Origin of the sequence: Chitinivorax sp. B (assembly GCF_005503445.1) — a bacterium.
Taxonomy (GTDB): domain Bacteria; phylum Pseudomonadota; class Gammaproteobacteria; order Burkholderiales; family SCOH01; genus Chitinivorax.
The window spans coordinates 29,161-44,183 of record NZ_SCOH01000001.1 but is presented as its reverse complement, the minus strand read 5'-3'; the positions used below and the strand labels follow the sequence as shown (position 1 = coordinate 44,183).

The 15,023-nt window shown below is 54.6% G+C and carries 16 protein-coding genes; 12 read left to right on the top strand and 4 right to left on the bottom strand.

The annotated features are described in order from the left end of the window. Positions 1 to 2: 2 nt before the first annotated feature. Positions 3 to 2,138 (bottom strand): TonB-dependent hemoglobin/transferrin/lactoferrin family receptor, encoded by a 2,136-nt coding sequence (locus tag FFS57_RS00215; RefSeq protein WP_171013465.1) that lies wholly within the window; start codon positions 2,136 to 2,138, stop codon positions 3 to 5. Positions 2,139 to 2,459: 321 nt separating this feature from the next. Between FFS57_RS00215 and FFS57_RS00210 the strand changes: the two genes are divergently transcribed. Beyond that, complete coding sequence (locus FFS57_RS00210; RefSeq protein WP_171013463.1) at positions 2,460 to 3,401, top strand: substrate-binding periplasmic protein; 942 nt, start codon at positions 2,460 to 2,462, stop codon at positions 3,399 to 3,401. 91 nt (positions 3,402 to 3,492) lie between these two features. Beyond that, the gene (locus tag FFS57_RS00205; RefSeq protein ID WP_171013461.1) at positions 3,493 to 4,395 is read left to right on the top strand and encodes a substrate-binding periplasmic protein; all 903 of its coding nucleotides are present in this window, start codon (positions 3,493 to 3,495) and stop codon (positions 4,393 to 4,395) included. 9 nt (positions 4,396 to 4,404) lie between these two features. Here FFS57_RS00205 and FFS57_RS00200 read toward each other — a convergent pair whose 3' ends face one another. Genes FFS57_RS00200 through FFS57_RS00190 form a run of 3 tightly spaced genes read right to left on the bottom strand, consistent with a single transcriptional unit; the run spans position 4,405 to position 6,620 of the window. Next, positions 4,405 to 5,367 (bottom strand): tetratricopeptide repeat protein, encoded by a 963-nt coding sequence (locus FFS57_RS00200; RefSeq protein ID WP_137935732.1) that lies wholly within the window; start codon positions 5,365 to 5,367, stop codon positions 4,405 to 4,407. 3 nt (positions 5,368 to 5,370) lie between these two features. Beyond that, the gene (gene dapB / locus FFS57_RS00195; protein ID WP_137935731.1) at positions 5,371 to 6,174 is read right to left on the bottom strand and encodes a 4-hydroxy-tetrahydrodipicolinate reductase; all 804 of its coding nucleotides are present in this window, start codon (positions 6,172 to 6,174) and stop codon (positions 5,371 to 5,373) included. Between the two features lie 11 nt (positions 6,175 to 6,185). After that, positions 6,186 to 6,620, bottom strand: coding sequence for an outer membrane protein assembly factor BamE (locus FFS57_RS00190; RefSeq protein ID WP_137935730.1), 435 nt, complete (start codon positions 6,618 to 6,620; stop codon positions 6,186 to 6,188). A 251-nt stretch (positions 6,621 to 6,871) separates the two neighbouring features. Between FFS57_RS00190 and fur the strand changes: the two genes are divergently transcribed. The 10 genes from fur to rsxC all read left to right on the top strand — a co-directional run bounded on the left by fur (position 6,872) and on the right by rsxC (position 14,882). Continuing rightward, entirely contained in the window at positions 6,872 to 7,306 is a 435-nt protein-coding gene (gene fur, locus FFS57_RS00185; RefSeq protein ID WP_137935953.1) for a ferric iron uptake transcriptional regulator, read from the top strand. Between the two features lie 12 nt (positions 7,307 to 7,318). Then, a complete protein-coding gene (gene aat / locus FFS57_RS00180; RefSeq protein WP_137935729.1) occupies positions 7,319 to 8,038 on the top strand; it encodes a leucyl/phenylalanyl-tRNA--protein transferase in 720 nt (239 codons plus the stop codon). Beyond that, positions 8,035 to 8,763, top strand: coding sequence for an arginyltransferase (locus FFS57_RS00175; RefSeq protein ID WP_137935728.1), 729 nt, complete (start codon positions 8,035 to 8,037; stop codon positions 8,761 to 8,763). The genes aat and FFS57_RS00175 overlap by 4 nt, the downstream gene beginning before the upstream one ends. 189 nt (positions 8,764 to 8,952) lie before the next feature. After that, positions 8,953 to 9,975: a quinone-dependent dihydroorotate dehydrogenase gene (locus FFS57_RS00170; protein WP_249383821.1), complete on the top strand. Its 1,023-nt coding sequence runs from the start codon at positions 8,953 to 8,955 to the stop codon at positions 9,973 to 9,975. 13 nt (positions 9,976 to 9,988) lie between these two features. Continuing rightward, entirely contained in the window at positions 9,989 to 10,765 is a 777-nt protein-coding gene (locus FFS57_RS00165) for a class I SAM-dependent methyltransferase (RefSeq protein WP_137935727.1), read from the top strand. 51 nt (positions 10,766 to 10,816) lie between these two features. Continuing rightward, positions 10,817 to 11,338, top strand: coding sequence for a class IV adenylate cyclase (locus FFS57_RS00160; protein ID WP_137935726.1), 522 nt, complete (start codon positions 10,817 to 10,819; stop codon positions 11,336 to 11,338). Between the two features lies 1 nt (position 11,339). Beyond that, the gene (locus tag FFS57_RS00155; RefSeq protein WP_137935725.1) at positions 11,340 to 11,918 is read left to right on the top strand and encodes a HutD/Ves family protein; all 579 of its coding nucleotides are present in this window, start codon (positions 11,340 to 11,342) and stop codon (positions 11,916 to 11,918) included. Between the two features lie 111 nt (positions 11,919 to 12,029). Then, complete coding sequence (rsxA, locus tag FFS57_RS00150) at positions 12,030 to 12,617, top strand: electron transport complex subunit RsxA (protein ID WP_137935724.1); 588 nt, start codon at positions 12,030 to 12,032, stop codon at positions 12,615 to 12,617. A gap of 10 nt (positions 12,618 to 12,627) precedes the next feature. Next, entirely contained in the window at positions 12,628 to 13,194 is a 567-nt protein-coding gene (gene rsxB / locus FFS57_RS00145) for an electron transport complex subunit RsxB (protein WP_137935951.1), read from the top strand. Continuing rightward, positions 13,191 to 14,882: an electron transport complex subunit RsxC gene (rsxC, locus tag FFS57_RS00140; RefSeq protein ID WP_137935723.1), complete on the top strand. Its 1,692-nt coding sequence runs from the start codon at positions 13,191 to 13,193 to the stop codon at positions 14,880 to 14,882. Before rsxB ends, rsxC begins: the two co-directional genes overlap by 4 nt. Positions 14,883 to 15,023: the final 141 nt, after the last annotated feature.

Genomic DNA, 15,023 nt, shown 5'->3' with positions numbered 1-15,023 from the left:
TATCAAAGCCGCCAAGTCAGGCTGGCAGACACGTGGCGACCAGATTGGGTAAAGCGATCAATCGCACGGTTGTCCGCACGCTCCAGTGCTACATCGGCAGCATGCCAATAACGTTTGTCTGTCAGGTTGAAAACGCCAGCATTCAATATGAGTGACTTATTGATGCGATAGAACGCAGTCAGGTCCAATACACCGTAACCTGGGGGCTGGAACAGTACCTGATCGCTGACACGCTTCTTCTTGCCGGCAAACTGGCTGACTAGCAAACCACCCCATTGATCACCCGCACGATACTGCACACCCACCATGCCACTGGTCGGCAACACGGTGTTGAGCGGCTGGCCACTGGTCTGATCTTCACCACGGGCCTGAGCGATGCTGCCACGCAGTTGCCATTGCGACGCAAATTGCCAATGGCCTTTCAGCTCTGCACCACGAATACGGGCACGTCCGATATTGATGTTGATAAACGTCATCGGTGCAGCGCAACGAGGATCGCCTGGGCAAGCTAGTGTGGTCTGTTCGATAAAGTCGCGGTAACGGTTCTGATAGGCCGCAAAAGCGAGCTGGGCGGTCTGGGTACTCCACTTGAAGCCAGCTTCCACACCGCGACTGGTTTCCGGCTTCAACGATGGATTACCGATAGAGGCATAACCATGTGCCAGATTGGTAAAACCGTTGTTCAATTCGACATAGCTAGGTGCGCGGAAACCATGAGCATATTGCACATAAGCCATGGCAGACGGTGTCAGCTGATAGGCCGCTGACAACTTGGGCGACACAGCATGATCAGTCAGCGACACAGCGGTATCACCCCCTGCAAACAAACTATCAACCCTCGGTTTTAGCTGATACCGATCCCAGCGCAATGCTGGGGTAATACGCCATTGGTCAAACGACAGCTGATCCTGCGCAAACACGCCCCATTGTGTTACTTCAGTTTTCGGGAAATCTCGTACCGGGAAACCGCGGGTATTTGGCGCACTACAACGCACCGGGTCGCATTGTCCACCATCACGCACTTCGTCACTTTCAGTGCGCCAGCCATCCATCCCGACCAGAATCTGCTGCTTCAGTGCTCCTTGTCCGACCCAGGATTCAACCTGACCACTGAAACCGTTGGTGCGTTGTTCGATACGACTGTCGCGCCACCAAGACTGACCACCCGGCGTCACCTGACTACGCTCGGTATGTTGATCAGCCTTTCCGGTCTGGCGATACAGGCGCAAATTAGCACGGTCGATCAATCCACCACCATTGCCCTCAAACCAATACTCTGCAGCAAACCGGCGGCGCTGCTGCTCATCATCACCCCGACTGGCCAACACAGTTGCAGACAAGTCGGTTTGCACATTCGTCTCGACTTCGGTACGGCTGGCATCCACAGTAAAGCCCAGTTTGTGGCCTGTTGCGATATTCAATCGATACTTGGCCAATATATTGCCGCTACGGGTATCTTGTGGATTGGGTGTGGTGCGTAGGGTACCAGGCACATCTTCACGCCCTTGATTATCCATTTCATGACCACGGCGGATGCCCACCTGCAGCAAGAACTCGCCAGCGTCAGTACGAGCAACCCCAGCCACTGACAAATGCTTGCCTCGATCTGCGCTGGCATAGCTGCTCTTTACTCGCAGACCCAGGTTTTGCTGCCCGGTCAGCAGATCAACTGGTTCGAGCGTGCGATAAGCGATCACACCGGCCAATGCATCTGAGCCATATTGGGTAGAACCGGTCCCACGCAGAATTTCCACGTTACTCAGGCTATCCAGATCCACCGTATTGCGATTGGTACGGAACAGTGGACCAAAGCTGAATTCATCCGGTGTACGAACGCCATCCAGCATGACTAGCACCCGATTGCCCTCCAGGCCTCGGATATTGAAGCCAGACAAACCATACCGCCCGGCTGCATTGATAGCCGTCACGCCGGGTTCGAAACGCAGCATATCGGCCACGTTCTCGACCAACTGCTGATCCAGTACGGTGCGGTTCATTGACGATACCGTTGCAGTGGTCTGTAAAGCTTGCTGCGGCACGCGCCCGACCACATAAACAGTTTCACCAATTGATTCGACTGCCTGTGCCATTGGTGTCAATGCCATTGCACACACCACGCCCCAACGCACTACTACCATGCATTTCCCTTTCGAAAGACAGTTGATCCAGGTCAAGGCATTCATATTAATGATAACCATTATCATTTGCAATTAAATTAACCCATTCGAACACAATCAATCAGTTATCTAATCCTCGTTGATGCAACCCCGTTTCATCTAGCCAGCAAGTCGGATGAGTTGCACAGACCACCATTACTTATGAGAAACCACACATGACTGTCCGCAACCCACATTTCCGCAATCCATGGCTAGAATTAAATATTCATTTGATCCACACCAACCATGGCAGCATGCCGCTACCCAGGCTGGCGTGAGCACTATTGCAATCGGACCTTCCCCATGCTGCCGATACCTCCGTTGCCGCCCATCGGCCATCAAACACATAGCCTGCTTCAGCAAAGCGGCTTTACAAGATTTCGCCGTGGCCTTGTCATGCTGGTACTGTATTGCACATGCATGTGTAGTGAATTGATTCATGCCCGTGACATTCGTATTCTGCGGCCTGAGACCGACGACGATCTGCGCAACGGCTATCCAGTCGCCCTGCTGGAGTTGGCGCTGAAGAAAGCGGATCGGCAAGATTTCAGATTGGTCAGAACCCAACTCAGAATGGTACAAAGTCGACTGCTGTCGGAGCTGGAGCAAGGCAAGACCGTCGATGTAGTGTGGTCGATGACGTCGATTGAACGTGAACTACGCCTGAAGCCCATCCGCATTCCGATCGACAAAGGGTTACTGGGGTGGCGGTTGTTGTTGGTAAAGAGAAATCGCGTGGATATTTTTTCAACCATCCAGGCCTTGTCAGAACTGGGCGAACTCGTTGCGGGACAGGGTCATGATTGGCCAGACACGATCATTTTGAAGGCCAATGGTTTAACGGTTACAGCAGGCAGTCGATATGAAGGGTTGTTCAAAATGCTGACCACCGGGTTTGTTGACTATTTCCCGCGCAGTCTTGTTGAGATTGGCGCAGAAGCACAGTCACATACCAATCAAGGTATTGTCATCGAGCCTAGACTGGCATTGCGATACCCAACCGCGCAATATTACTTTGTCAACAAACAGGATGCCGAGTTGGCATCAGCCATCACCACCGGCCTGGAGCGAGCCATTCAGGATGGTTCATTCAATGCCTTGTTCAATCAGTACTATCAAGCAGATATTGCCAATGCCAAATTGGGATCGCGTCGGATTTTCTATTTGCAGAATCCACTGATTCCGCCAGAAACACCACTTCAGCGGACCGAATTGTGGTTCAACCCGCAAGAGATGAAACGGTAGCAAAGCAATCCCTGGCCAGCACTTTGTAAGCAGGCGGCCAATGCTGCTGTGCCTTTAATGTCATAACATGTCAATCGACAAGAAACCTGCCATGCCTGATTCGATATCACCACAGGCCTATTCAGTTTCAGTCACCGATCACACACACCTGTTGATTGGCATCGTATCCTACTTGCTGTCCATTCCTGTTCATGCAGATACACCCGCTCTGGTTCGCGTTCCGCAGGCGGAAAGTACACGTGACGCACGCAACCATTATCCAATCAACCTGCTCAAGCTAGCCTTAAGCAAACTGGACGACAAAGATTTTGAAGTGACAGCCAGCAACATACGCATGACGCAAAGCCGTGCAATGGCAGAGTTGGCACAAGGTAAGCAGATCGACGTCGCCTGGACAATGACTTCCGCCGAGCGGGAGCAGCAACTACTACCAATCCGCATCCCGATCTACAAAGGTTTGCTAGGCTGGCGCCTATTGCTGATCCACAACAGCCGGCAAATACCGCTTGCCGCAGTCAACTCCCTACCGGATCTGGCGCAATTCAAGGCTGGGCAAGGCCATGATTGGCCCGATACCGCCATTCTTCGACAAAACGGACTACCTATTGAAATCAGCGGTAATTATGATGGGCTATTCAAAATGCTGACCGTTGGCCGCATCGATTACTTCCCGCGCGGGCTGAACGAAATTGGCGATGAATGGCGGTTACATGCCAAAGACGGGTTGATGATCGAACAACATCTGGTCTTGCAATACCCAACTGCATGCTATTTCTTCGTGAACAGACACAACACTGAGCTGGCCAACACCCTTCACACCGGGCTGGAACTGGCCATCAAGGATGGTTCGTTTGATGCATTGTTCAACAAATACTTCAAACACGATATCGAACAAGCCAGGCTGGGAACACGTACAATCCTGCGACTGAAAAACCCGCTACTGCCGCCACAAACCCCGCTGCATCGATCGGAACTGTGGTTCATGCCCAACTAGTCATCTACACTACAGACCACCCAACATGCGCAACCGTGCCAGCCGGGTTGGGTCTGCCCGCACTGCGGGGTCATCTTTCAATGCTGCATAAGCTTTGGCAAACCACTTGGTGGCATCAGAAGGCTGATCCTTCGCCAACAAGTTTTCGCCCAGTTCTTCATAGACATAACCATCAGGCTGATCGGCTGCTTCCATTTGCTGGCGCAACAATTGCATTAAATGCAAGGCATCGTCGTAACGCTTCATGGTTCGTAACGTCCAGCCTATCATCCAACGGCCTTCGAACTCCCGTTGCGTAGCGCCCTGTACCCGCCATAACGGTATGGCGGATTCGAAGTATTGCAGCGCCAAGTCATAACGACCTTGGCTGTGATACGTCATACCGATGTTGTGCAATAAGCGGCTCGCCCATTCACGCGTACGCCGATCCTGACTGGCCTCGGCAATCGCCAAGGCGCGGCGATTCCAGTCGAGCGACGCATCACCTCGGGTGGCAATGGCTAGCATGTGCATTGCATCCACCACATAAAAATCAGCCTTGGCCCGCTGTGCTGCAGCCAGGGCAGCCTCGAACAAACCAATCGCCCGTTCGTTCTCTCCTGCCGAGTTGTAACAACGCCCCCGCTCCAACAGGTACCGGGCCTGCGCCCGTGGGCTGGCCTGTGTCAGGTCTGGGACCAAGCCATCCAGCAAGGCATGGGCCTCGGTAAACTGATTTCGCAGACTATAGGTACGGGCCAATTGCGTGGTCAGTTCGACCCGGTAATCCAGACTCTGCCCGCCAGCCTTGGCCTGAAATTCACGAAAACTCTGTTCGCTCAGGGCCGGCTGGCCGTAGTTCCAGACCAAGTCGAAATCTCTCGGCGCGCTCGGATCGAATTGGGTTACGGCACATCCTGAGCAGAAAAACAAAGCGGCCAGCATCATGGCTGACCGTTTGCCTTGTCGATGAGAAGACGCACATGCGTTCATGCTCTAGAAACCCAGCACGTCCTGCATATCGTACAACCCGGCAGGTTGCGTCATCAAAAAACGCGAAGCCCGTACTGCCCCTTGTGCAAAAGTAGCGCGGCTGGATGCTTTATGGGTGATTTCAACACGCTCACCCATTGTGGCAAATACCACGGTATGGTCACCCACCACATCACCACCACGCATGGTGGCAAAGCCAATGGTGGACGGGTCGCGTTCGCCGGTCACACCTTCGCGACCATACACCGCACAGTCCTTCAAATCCCGCCCCAAGGCCTTCGCCACCACCTCACCCATACGCAGTGCCGTGCCGGATGGCGCATCGATCTTATGGCGATGGTGCATCTCGACAATCTCGATGTCGTAACCGGTATTGAGTACCTTAGTAGCCATTTCCAGCAACTTCAGTGTCAGGTTCACCCCCACACTCATATTCGGCGCAAAGACAATCCCAACCTCTTTGGCACCTTCGGCCAGTTGTTGCTTTTGCTCATCGCTGAACCCAGTGGTGCCAACAACCATCTTCACACCCAGCTTGCGGCAGATGGACAGATGATGCAGTGTGCCTTCCGGACGGGTGAAATCGATCAGTACATCCACACCCTGTAACGCCGTCTCCAGTTGGTCGGTCACAATCAAATCGACAGGGGCACCTGGTGCCAACAGTGAGGCAGGACTACCCAGCAATGCACTGCCGCTATGCTCAAGCACCGCGGCTAGTCTGCAGCTGTCGGCTTGCATCACGGTTTCGATCAGGGTACGGCCCATACGGCCGCCAGCGCCGGCAATGGCGATCTTCAATGTCATGCTGTGCTCCGTTATTTGTCAGCAGCGCGCTTGGCATCGCTTTGCGCCTTTTCGGCTTCGGCGGCCCCTGCTTGCTGTAAGGTTTGTTCTCGCGCACTCTGTGGTGCTGGGGCTGCGATGAAGTTCTTCTGCGGAGGGAAAACATCACCTTCGAAACTCACCGCCTTGTCGCCATCAAAATTAACGATATAGCGTTTTTCGCTGACCAGCTTGCCACCTTTTACTTCACGGTAGACATAATCCCAGCGATTGGCATGGAAAGGATCCGTCAACAGCGGCGAGCCCAACACATAACGCACTTGATTGCGCGTCATGCCCGGCTTGAGCTTGGCAACCATGTCCTCGGTAATGTAATTGCCTTGCTGGATGTCCAGTTTGTAAGGTGTCAGCATGCTGCAGGCAGACAGCAACATACTCGCGGTAAGCACGGAAAGCAGTTTTTGCATTGTTTGGCGTTGGCAGGTGAATAAGTCAAATACACGGGAAGGACTGAACACGTCGAACAACCTCGGATTTCAAGCAAAACAGGCGGTACATGAACAATACTGGTACAACATATGTCTGATCGGTAAGACCGTAACTCTCAATCAGTCACACCAGCTTGCAAGGAAAGTTAGGGTTTATCGAGCCATCGGTTCGTGTAAACCCGCGTAAAACGCTATACTATAACCCAAATTCTTTACCTCTCTATCAGCCAATGAGCAAAGCCAGCGATCTTAAGGACATCGGCCTCAAAGCCACTGCCCCCCGTTTGAAAATTCTCAATTTGTTCGAAACCTCGGAACAACGCCACATGACGGCTGAAGACGTCTACCGTCTGCTCATTGCCGAAGACCTCGACATTGGCCTTGCAACTGTCTACCGCGTGCTGACTCAATTCGAACAAGCCGGCCTGCTGGTCCGTCATCACTTCGAATCCGGCAAAGCCGTGTTCGAGCTGAACCAGGGCAGTCATCACGACCATCTGGTATGCGTCAAATGTGGCAAGGTCGAGGAGTTTTTCGATGCCGAGATCGAAAAACGCCAAGATGCTGTTGCAAAAAAACACAGCTTCGTCATCGAATCCCATTCCATGTACTTGTACGGTTTGTGCAAGGACTGCCAGCCCGTCAAGGGCAAATCCGGCCATTAAGACACCCCGCACATGCTACGCTGGCTAGGCCCTTCGCTTGACTTCCCGCCATTGGATTCGGCGTTGATCAAGCCAAATGGCCTGCTGGCAATGGGAGGCGATCTATCGCCGGCGCGTGTACTGGCAGCTTACCGTCAAGGCGTGTTCCCCTGGTTCAACGAGGGTGAGCCCATCCTATGGTGGAGCCCCGATCCGCGTATGATCCTGTTCCCAGACGAACTGCGCATCACACGCTCGCTGGCCAAGACACTGCGCAACAAACCCTACGAAATCCGCGTTGACACCAATTTTCGCCAAGTCATGCAGGCATGTGCCGCACCACGCGACATTCATGGCGGCACCTGGATCACTGATGAAATGATCGACGCTTATTGCGTGTTACACCACATGGGTTATGCGCACTCCATTGAGTGCTGGATGGAGGGCGAACTGGCTGGCGGCTTATATGGCATGGCCATTGGCCAGATGTTCTACGGTGAGTCGATGTTTACGCACCGCACCGACGCCTCGAAGATCGCCTTTGTGCATCTGGTCAGACAACTAGGGCGTTGGGAGTTCCGCATGATCGATTGCCAGATGAAGACCAACCACTTGGCCAGCCTGGGTGGGCGCGAAATAGCAAGAAGCAATTTCGCTGCTAGACTCAAAGTACTGGTCGATGGCATCCATCGCCCTGGTCCATGGCAATTCGAACACAGCAGCGTATTAATTCAGGGGGCAGGATCAGCATGAGCAAACTGTCGGAACACGGACAATCGCTAATCCAGTTCTATGTCACTGCCCCCTACCCCTGTAGCTATCTGCCAGATGAAATGGCCCGTTCCCAGGTGGCCATTCCCGGTGATCTGATTGATGCCCAGATCTACAGCCAACTGGTACGTGCCGGATTTCGCCGCAGTGGTCTGTTCACCTATCGTCCTCAGTGTGATCGCTGCCGAGCCTGTGTACCAGTTCGTATTCCAGCCAAGGCATTCGCCCCCAACCGCACGCAACGGCGGGTGTGGAAACGCAACGAAACGATGACTGCAGAAATTCTCAAGCTGGGCTATAGCGAAGAACATTACCAACTTTATCGTCGCTACCAGGAAACCCGTCACGCCGGTGGTGGCATGGATGAGGATAGCCGTGAACAGTACCGCAGCTTCATTCTGAAAACCCACGTCGCCAGCTTTCTGGTCGAGTTTCGTGACGAACAGGGTACGCTAGTGATGGTAAGCCTGATTGACGAACTGGAAGATGGCCTGTCGTCCGTCTACACCTTTTTCGACCCGGATCTGCAGCAAGCCAGCCTGGGCACCTACAATATCATGTGGCAACTTCGCCTGGCCCGTAAGCTGGGTCGACAGTATTTGTACTTGGGTTATTGGATCAAGGACTGTCGCAAGATGACCTACAAAGTCAATTTCCATCCCATCGAAGGCCTTCAAGGGGGGAGCTGGGCACCGCTGCACTTATAGCCCGCTCTGCTTGTCAAGCGGCTTTCGAGCAAGCCACGTCAACATAACCAGCAGGATCGATCTGGTGAAATTGTTCCCATCATCCCGCAGTACAACCGTTCGCAAAGCTGGATCATCGTCATCTTTGCACACCGCAACGCAGCTGTTCCGCTATAATTCAGCGGTTTTGCCTGTCAGACCAACGATCCGATGATGACCACCGCCTACGCCCTTGCCCGCCCTTTCCTGTTCATGCTGGATGGCGAGAAGGCCCACCACCTGACGTTAGGTGCGCTGGACCTTCTGCACACTATTGGCCTTGCCCGGACTTTCGCCGGCCACGATGACGCGCAACAGCGCAAAGTCATGGGAATTGAGTTCCCCAATGCCGTCGGATTGGCGGCTGGCTTGGACAAGAACGGCGATCATATTGATGCGTTGGCTGACCTGGGCTTCGGCTTCATCGAAATCGGCACCATCACCCCACGCCCGCAATCGGGCAACCCCAAACCCCGCTTGTTTCGCTTGCCACAGGCCGAGGGCATCATCAACCGAATGGGATTCAACAATGCGGGGGTTGACGTATTGATCGATAACGTCAAACGGGCCAAATACAAAGGTGTGTTGGGGATCAACATTGGCAAGAATTTCGATACCCCGATCGAAAACGCTGCGGATGACTACCTGATCTGTCTGCGCAAAGTGTATGAACTGGCGACTTACGTCACCGTCAACATCTCCAGCCCCAACACCAAGAATCTGCGTCAGTTGCAGCAAAGTGACGAGCTCTCCGGTCTGCTGGGCAAACTGAAGGAAGAGCAGAGCAAGCTCGCAGACCAACATGGCCGTTACGTGCCGCTGACAGTGAAAATTGCTCCGGATCTGGATCCGCCACAAATTGGCGTGATTGCAGACTTGTTGATTCAGCATCGCATTGACGGTGTAATCGCCACCAACACCACGCTATCCCGTGCCGGCGTTGAACAGCTGCCACATGGTAACGAACAGGGTGGCCTATCCGGTACACCGGTTCGCACCAAATCCACCACGGTAATCCGTGAATTGTCCGACCGTCTGGATGGTGCCCTGCCGATCATCGGTGTAGGCGGCATTCTGGAAGGCGCCGATGCAATTGAAAAAATGCAAGCGGGTGCCAGTCTGGTGCAGTTGTATAGCGGGTTGATCTATCGCGGGCCAGAACTGGTTGGCGAATGTGTGCGTGCCATTGGTTGAGCCACAAGCCATCATGACCTCGATCCGATCCGAACAGATCCACCGCGCTTCAGCATCCATTCTGCTGCCGCTGATCAATCATCTGCCCAAACAGCGGGATGCCCTGACCTCGCTGGTCGACATTGGCTGTGGCCCTGGCCACTACACCATCGCGCTGGCCAAGCGAGGCTTTCCGATCGTTGGGGTGGATCATTCGGCGGCCATGCTGTACGCAGCCCGTAACAAAGCGCCCAAGTTGCCTTGGGTTCGCGCTGATGTGCACGCCCTGCCACTTGAGGATCAATCTGTCGATGTCGCTATCAGCACCTTATCCAGCCATTACTGGCGTGACCGTGCTGTTGCTTATCGCGAGCTGCGTCGGGTAGCCCGTCACTGCTTGGTGGAATTCACCAACTGCCGTGAATACATTGAACATTTCTGGCTGAATCGCTATTTTCCCAAGGCCATGCGCCGCACTGCCGAGCGCTTCCCAACACTGGAGCAATTGCGCCAGACGCTTCGCCATGCCGGCTTCTGTCATGTTGATCTCCAGCCATGGTTTGTCCCCAGGCCAGAACAGGTGACCACGCCCGTGGATGGCTTTCTGTATTGCGCCAAATACCAGCCAGCACGTTATCTGGATGACGATTTCCGCGAAGCCATCGGCACCTTCGTCAATGACATCGAACCCGGTGAACTCAACAAGGGCTTGCAGCAACTGTCTCAAGACATCGCCAACGGAACAATCGCCGCATACATTGCCAGCATCCCGCAGGATGTGCCGGATTACCTGTTCATCATCGCTGAGTGATTTTACCTGCCGTCCGGTAACGAACCGGCTGCTGTTTCCGTGAGTGTATCCATGGCCCGCAATATCGAAATCAAAGCCCGGGTGACCGACCGTGCCGCTTTACTGAAACACGCCAATGTCATCGCCGGCCAGCCAGCTGCCCTGCTTCAGCAGCGTGATACCTTTTTCCTATGCCAGCATGGCCGGCTCAAACTCAGGGTACTGCAGCCCGGCCAAGGCCAACTGATCCACTATCACCGGGCTGACCAGCAAGGCCCCAAGTTGTCTGACTATCGGATCACCGATATTGACCAGCCCGATGCCCTGCGCAATACGCTGAGCATGGCCTTGGGTATTCTTGGCGAAGTCATCAAGCAACGTATTCTTTATCTTGTCGGTCAGACCCGTATTCATATTGACCAGGTCGACGGATTAGGTGATTTCATGGAGCTGGAAGTGGTGCTACGTGACGATCAAACGGCGGCAGAGGGCGAGGCCATTGCACTCGCGTTGATGCAACAACTGGGCATTCATGCCGATGACCTGATCGAGGTGGCCTATCTGGATCTATTGCTGTCCCCGGAGATTGCCTGAGATGCGTCACTTACCTTCCTGCGACTATCCTACCCGCCCTTGGAAAAATGGCGGCGGGCAAACCCGGGAAATCATTGTATTCCCAGAGGGTGCCGGATTCGATGACCTGGACTGGCGCGCCAGCATGGCCCAAATCGACCAGCCTGGGCCGTTCTCCGCGTTCAACGGGCTGGATCGTTCCCTGACCTTGATTGCCGGTGACTCCCTGTCGTTATACGACGAAGACCGCTGTTATACATTGACGCCTTATGCACCTTCGATCGACTTTCCGGGTGAAACCGCCTTTGACGCCCACATACCGGATGGCCCGGTGCTGGATTTCAATGTGATGAGCCGTCGTGGCCGTTTCATGCACACCCTGCGACGGTGCAAACTGCAAGGACAGCACCAGTTACGCTGGCAAGGTGATGTGCTACTGCTGTTTCTGGCCAGTACCAAACCCGTAACGTGTCATGGCAGCCACACCGTCACACTGCAACAGCATGATGCCGTGTTAATGACTCGGCAAGATGTAGAAGTGATTGAAGTGACGGGCAATACGTTTGATTTGATCCTGATTGAAATCAGCGATTTGCGCTGAGAAAACCTATGCCGACCAACCTTGAACGTATCCCATTGCCGGCAGATAATTCCCGCAATACCTGAATTGCTGATGACGCTCTATTCCAATCTATTCCGTGCCAGTTGAACCATGTCGCTTTCTCATTACTTACTCCTGATCGTCGGCACGGTGTTTGTGAACAACATCGTGCTGGTCAGCATCTTGGGCTTATGTCCATTCATGGGCGTATCAAAAAAGCTCGATACTGCGGTCAGCATGGGTTTGGCCACGACCTTCGTATTGACGCTGGCGTCAGGCGCTTGCTATGTGCTGCAGCAATACGTCTTGGTGCCTCTGGATCTGGCTTATCTGCAGACCTTGAGCTTCATCGTGGTCATTGCCGCCATCGTGCAATTTGTGGAGATGGTGATTCACGCTACCAGCCCCTTGCTTTATCAGGTGCTGGGCATCTACTTGCCGCTGATCACCACCAACTGTGCCGTGTTGGGTATCCCGCTGCTCAACGTGCAACACCGTTACAACTTTGTGGAATCGTTGCTCGCCGGTGCCGGTGGGGCCATCGGCTTTACCTTTACGATGGCAGCATTCGCAGCGATGCGGGAACGGCTGGAAGGTGCAGACGTACCTGCCGCCTTCAAAGGAGTGCCGATCGCCCTGTTTACCGCCGGGTTGATGAGCCTGGCATTCATGGGTTTTGCCGGATTGGTCAAGAACTGAGATGAGCCCATTGTTGACAGCCTTATTGGTATTGGGGGGCATCGGCCTGTTGCTGGGTGCTGTATTAGGCTATGCCGCAGTACGCTTCAAGGTACAGGAAGACCCGCTGGTCGAGAAAATTGATGCAGTCCTGCCGCAAACCCAATGTGGGCAGTGTAGCTACCCTGGTTGTAAGCCATATGCCCAGGCCATTGCCGATGGTGAAGCGGACATCAATCAGTGCCCGCCGGGTGGCGATGAAGGCATCCACAAACTGGCAGAACTGACTGGGCTGGATTACAAGCCATTGAACGGCGAACACGGCATCGAAAAGCCCAAGGCAGTTGCCTTCATCGACGAACAGACCTGTATTGGCTGTACGCTGTGCATTCAAGCCTGCCCGGTGGATGCCATCGTGGGTAGCGCGAAAATGATGCACACCGTGATCGCCAGCGAATGCACCGGCTGTGAACTATGTATTGCCCCCTGCCCGGTCGATTGCATCAGCATGGTGGAGGAAGGCCAGACCATCGATACCTGGAAGCCCAGCTACCCGGTGTTTCAACTGAAGCTGGTCAAAGAGCCCGCCCGCGTATGAGCACGCTGACATTGCATCGCTTCCACGGTGGCATCCATCCGCCCGAGCACAAGGCTGAATCGAATGGCACGCCGATCGCCCAGCTACCTTTGCCACCCAGATTGATCCTGCCATTGCGGCAGCACCTGGGCAATGCCGCAGAAGCATGCGTGGAAGTCGGTCAAGCGGTCTTGAAAGGCCAGTTGGTTGCGCGGGCAGCAGGCGTGGTATCCGCGGCGTTGCATGCCCCCACCTCCGGCACGGTGATTGCCATTGCACCCCATACTTTGCCCCACCCATCGGGCCTGGCCGAGCCTTGCCTGGTGATTGAACCGGATGGCCGTGACCAATGGCAGCAGCGCACCCGTTTCGATTGGCAGACCGCCGGCCCGCGCGCTACCCGCGATTATCTGTGCGATATGGGTGTCGTTGGCCTGGGCGGGGCGGTCTTCCCTAGCCATGTCAAACTGAACGTGCCTGCTGACAAAGGGCTGGATACGTTGGTGATCAATGGGGCCGAATGCGAACCCTATATCACCTGTGACGATCGGTTGATGCGTGAGCGCGCTGCCGACATTGTCGCCGGTATCCAGATCATGCGCGAATTGATGGCGGCCAAATCAGTGCGTGTGGGCATTGAAGACAACAAGCCGGAAGCCCTGGCAGCCATGAAACAGGCTGCAGCCAATTGCGATATCGACATTATCCGTCTCCCTACACTGTACCCAAGCGGAGGCGCTAAACAATTGATCAAGCTGCTCACTGGCATTGAGGTACCGGGTGGTACGCGTGCCACAGCGCTTGGGGTGCAGTGCTTCAATGTTGGCACCGCTTACAGCATCCAGCGTGCAATTGTCTACGGTGAACCCGTCATTTCACGCATTGTGACGCTGACAGGGAATGTGGCACGGCCGCAGAATGTGGAAGCATTGTTGGGCACGCCGATTCACTGGCTGTTGGATCATGCCGGCAACCTGCCGGATACCGATCGTATCCTGATGGGTGGCCCCCTGATGGGGATCGAGTTGCCATCTCCCTTTGTACCGGTGGTCAAAGCAAGCAACTGTTTGCTGGCCGCATCGCCGCGTACCCTGCCCAAGCCTCGACCCGCCATGCCCTGTATTCGCTGTGGCGAGTGCGCAGCAGTCTGCCCTGCTGAACTGCAACCGCAAGACCTGTATTGGTTTACGAAGGCACATCAATTGGGCAAAGCGCAGGAATGGCATTTGTTCGACTGCATTGAATGCGGTGCATGCAGTTATGTCTGCCCCAGCCAGATTCCGCTGGTGGATTTTTACAAGGTGGCCAAGGCCGACATCTGGGCCGCCGAGCGCAAAAAACGTGCCGCCGACCAAGCCCGCCAGCGCCATGAATATCGGGCCGAAAGACTGGAACGAGACAAAAACGAACGCGCCATACGCCTGGCTGCCAAGGCAGCAGATGCCCGCAAAGCCGCCGAAACAGCCCAGGCGGAAGCCGCAGCCAATCCGGTGGCCGCACAGGCAATGGCTGATAAACAGGCTATCATTCAGGCAGCATTGGCCAGGGCGCAGGCAAAGCGCGCGGAACAGATCGAATCGCCCCCTTTACCTCAAATCGTCGATTCAACCGCGCCCGTCGACAGTAAACAGGCGATGATTCAAGCCGCCATGGCCCGTGCTGCGGCAAAAAGGGCATCGAAGCCACCCGACGATCCAACCAATCAATGAACTTGGTCCACCAGTTTGAATGGTGCGCACAAGGCCTGCGGGGCAGCCCGTCTGCTATGTGCATGGATCACAGAACCTTGGTACCTTGTGTCAAAGCTCAGGTGCGGAAATGGTCAACACAAACTCGATAACCCGTTCAAG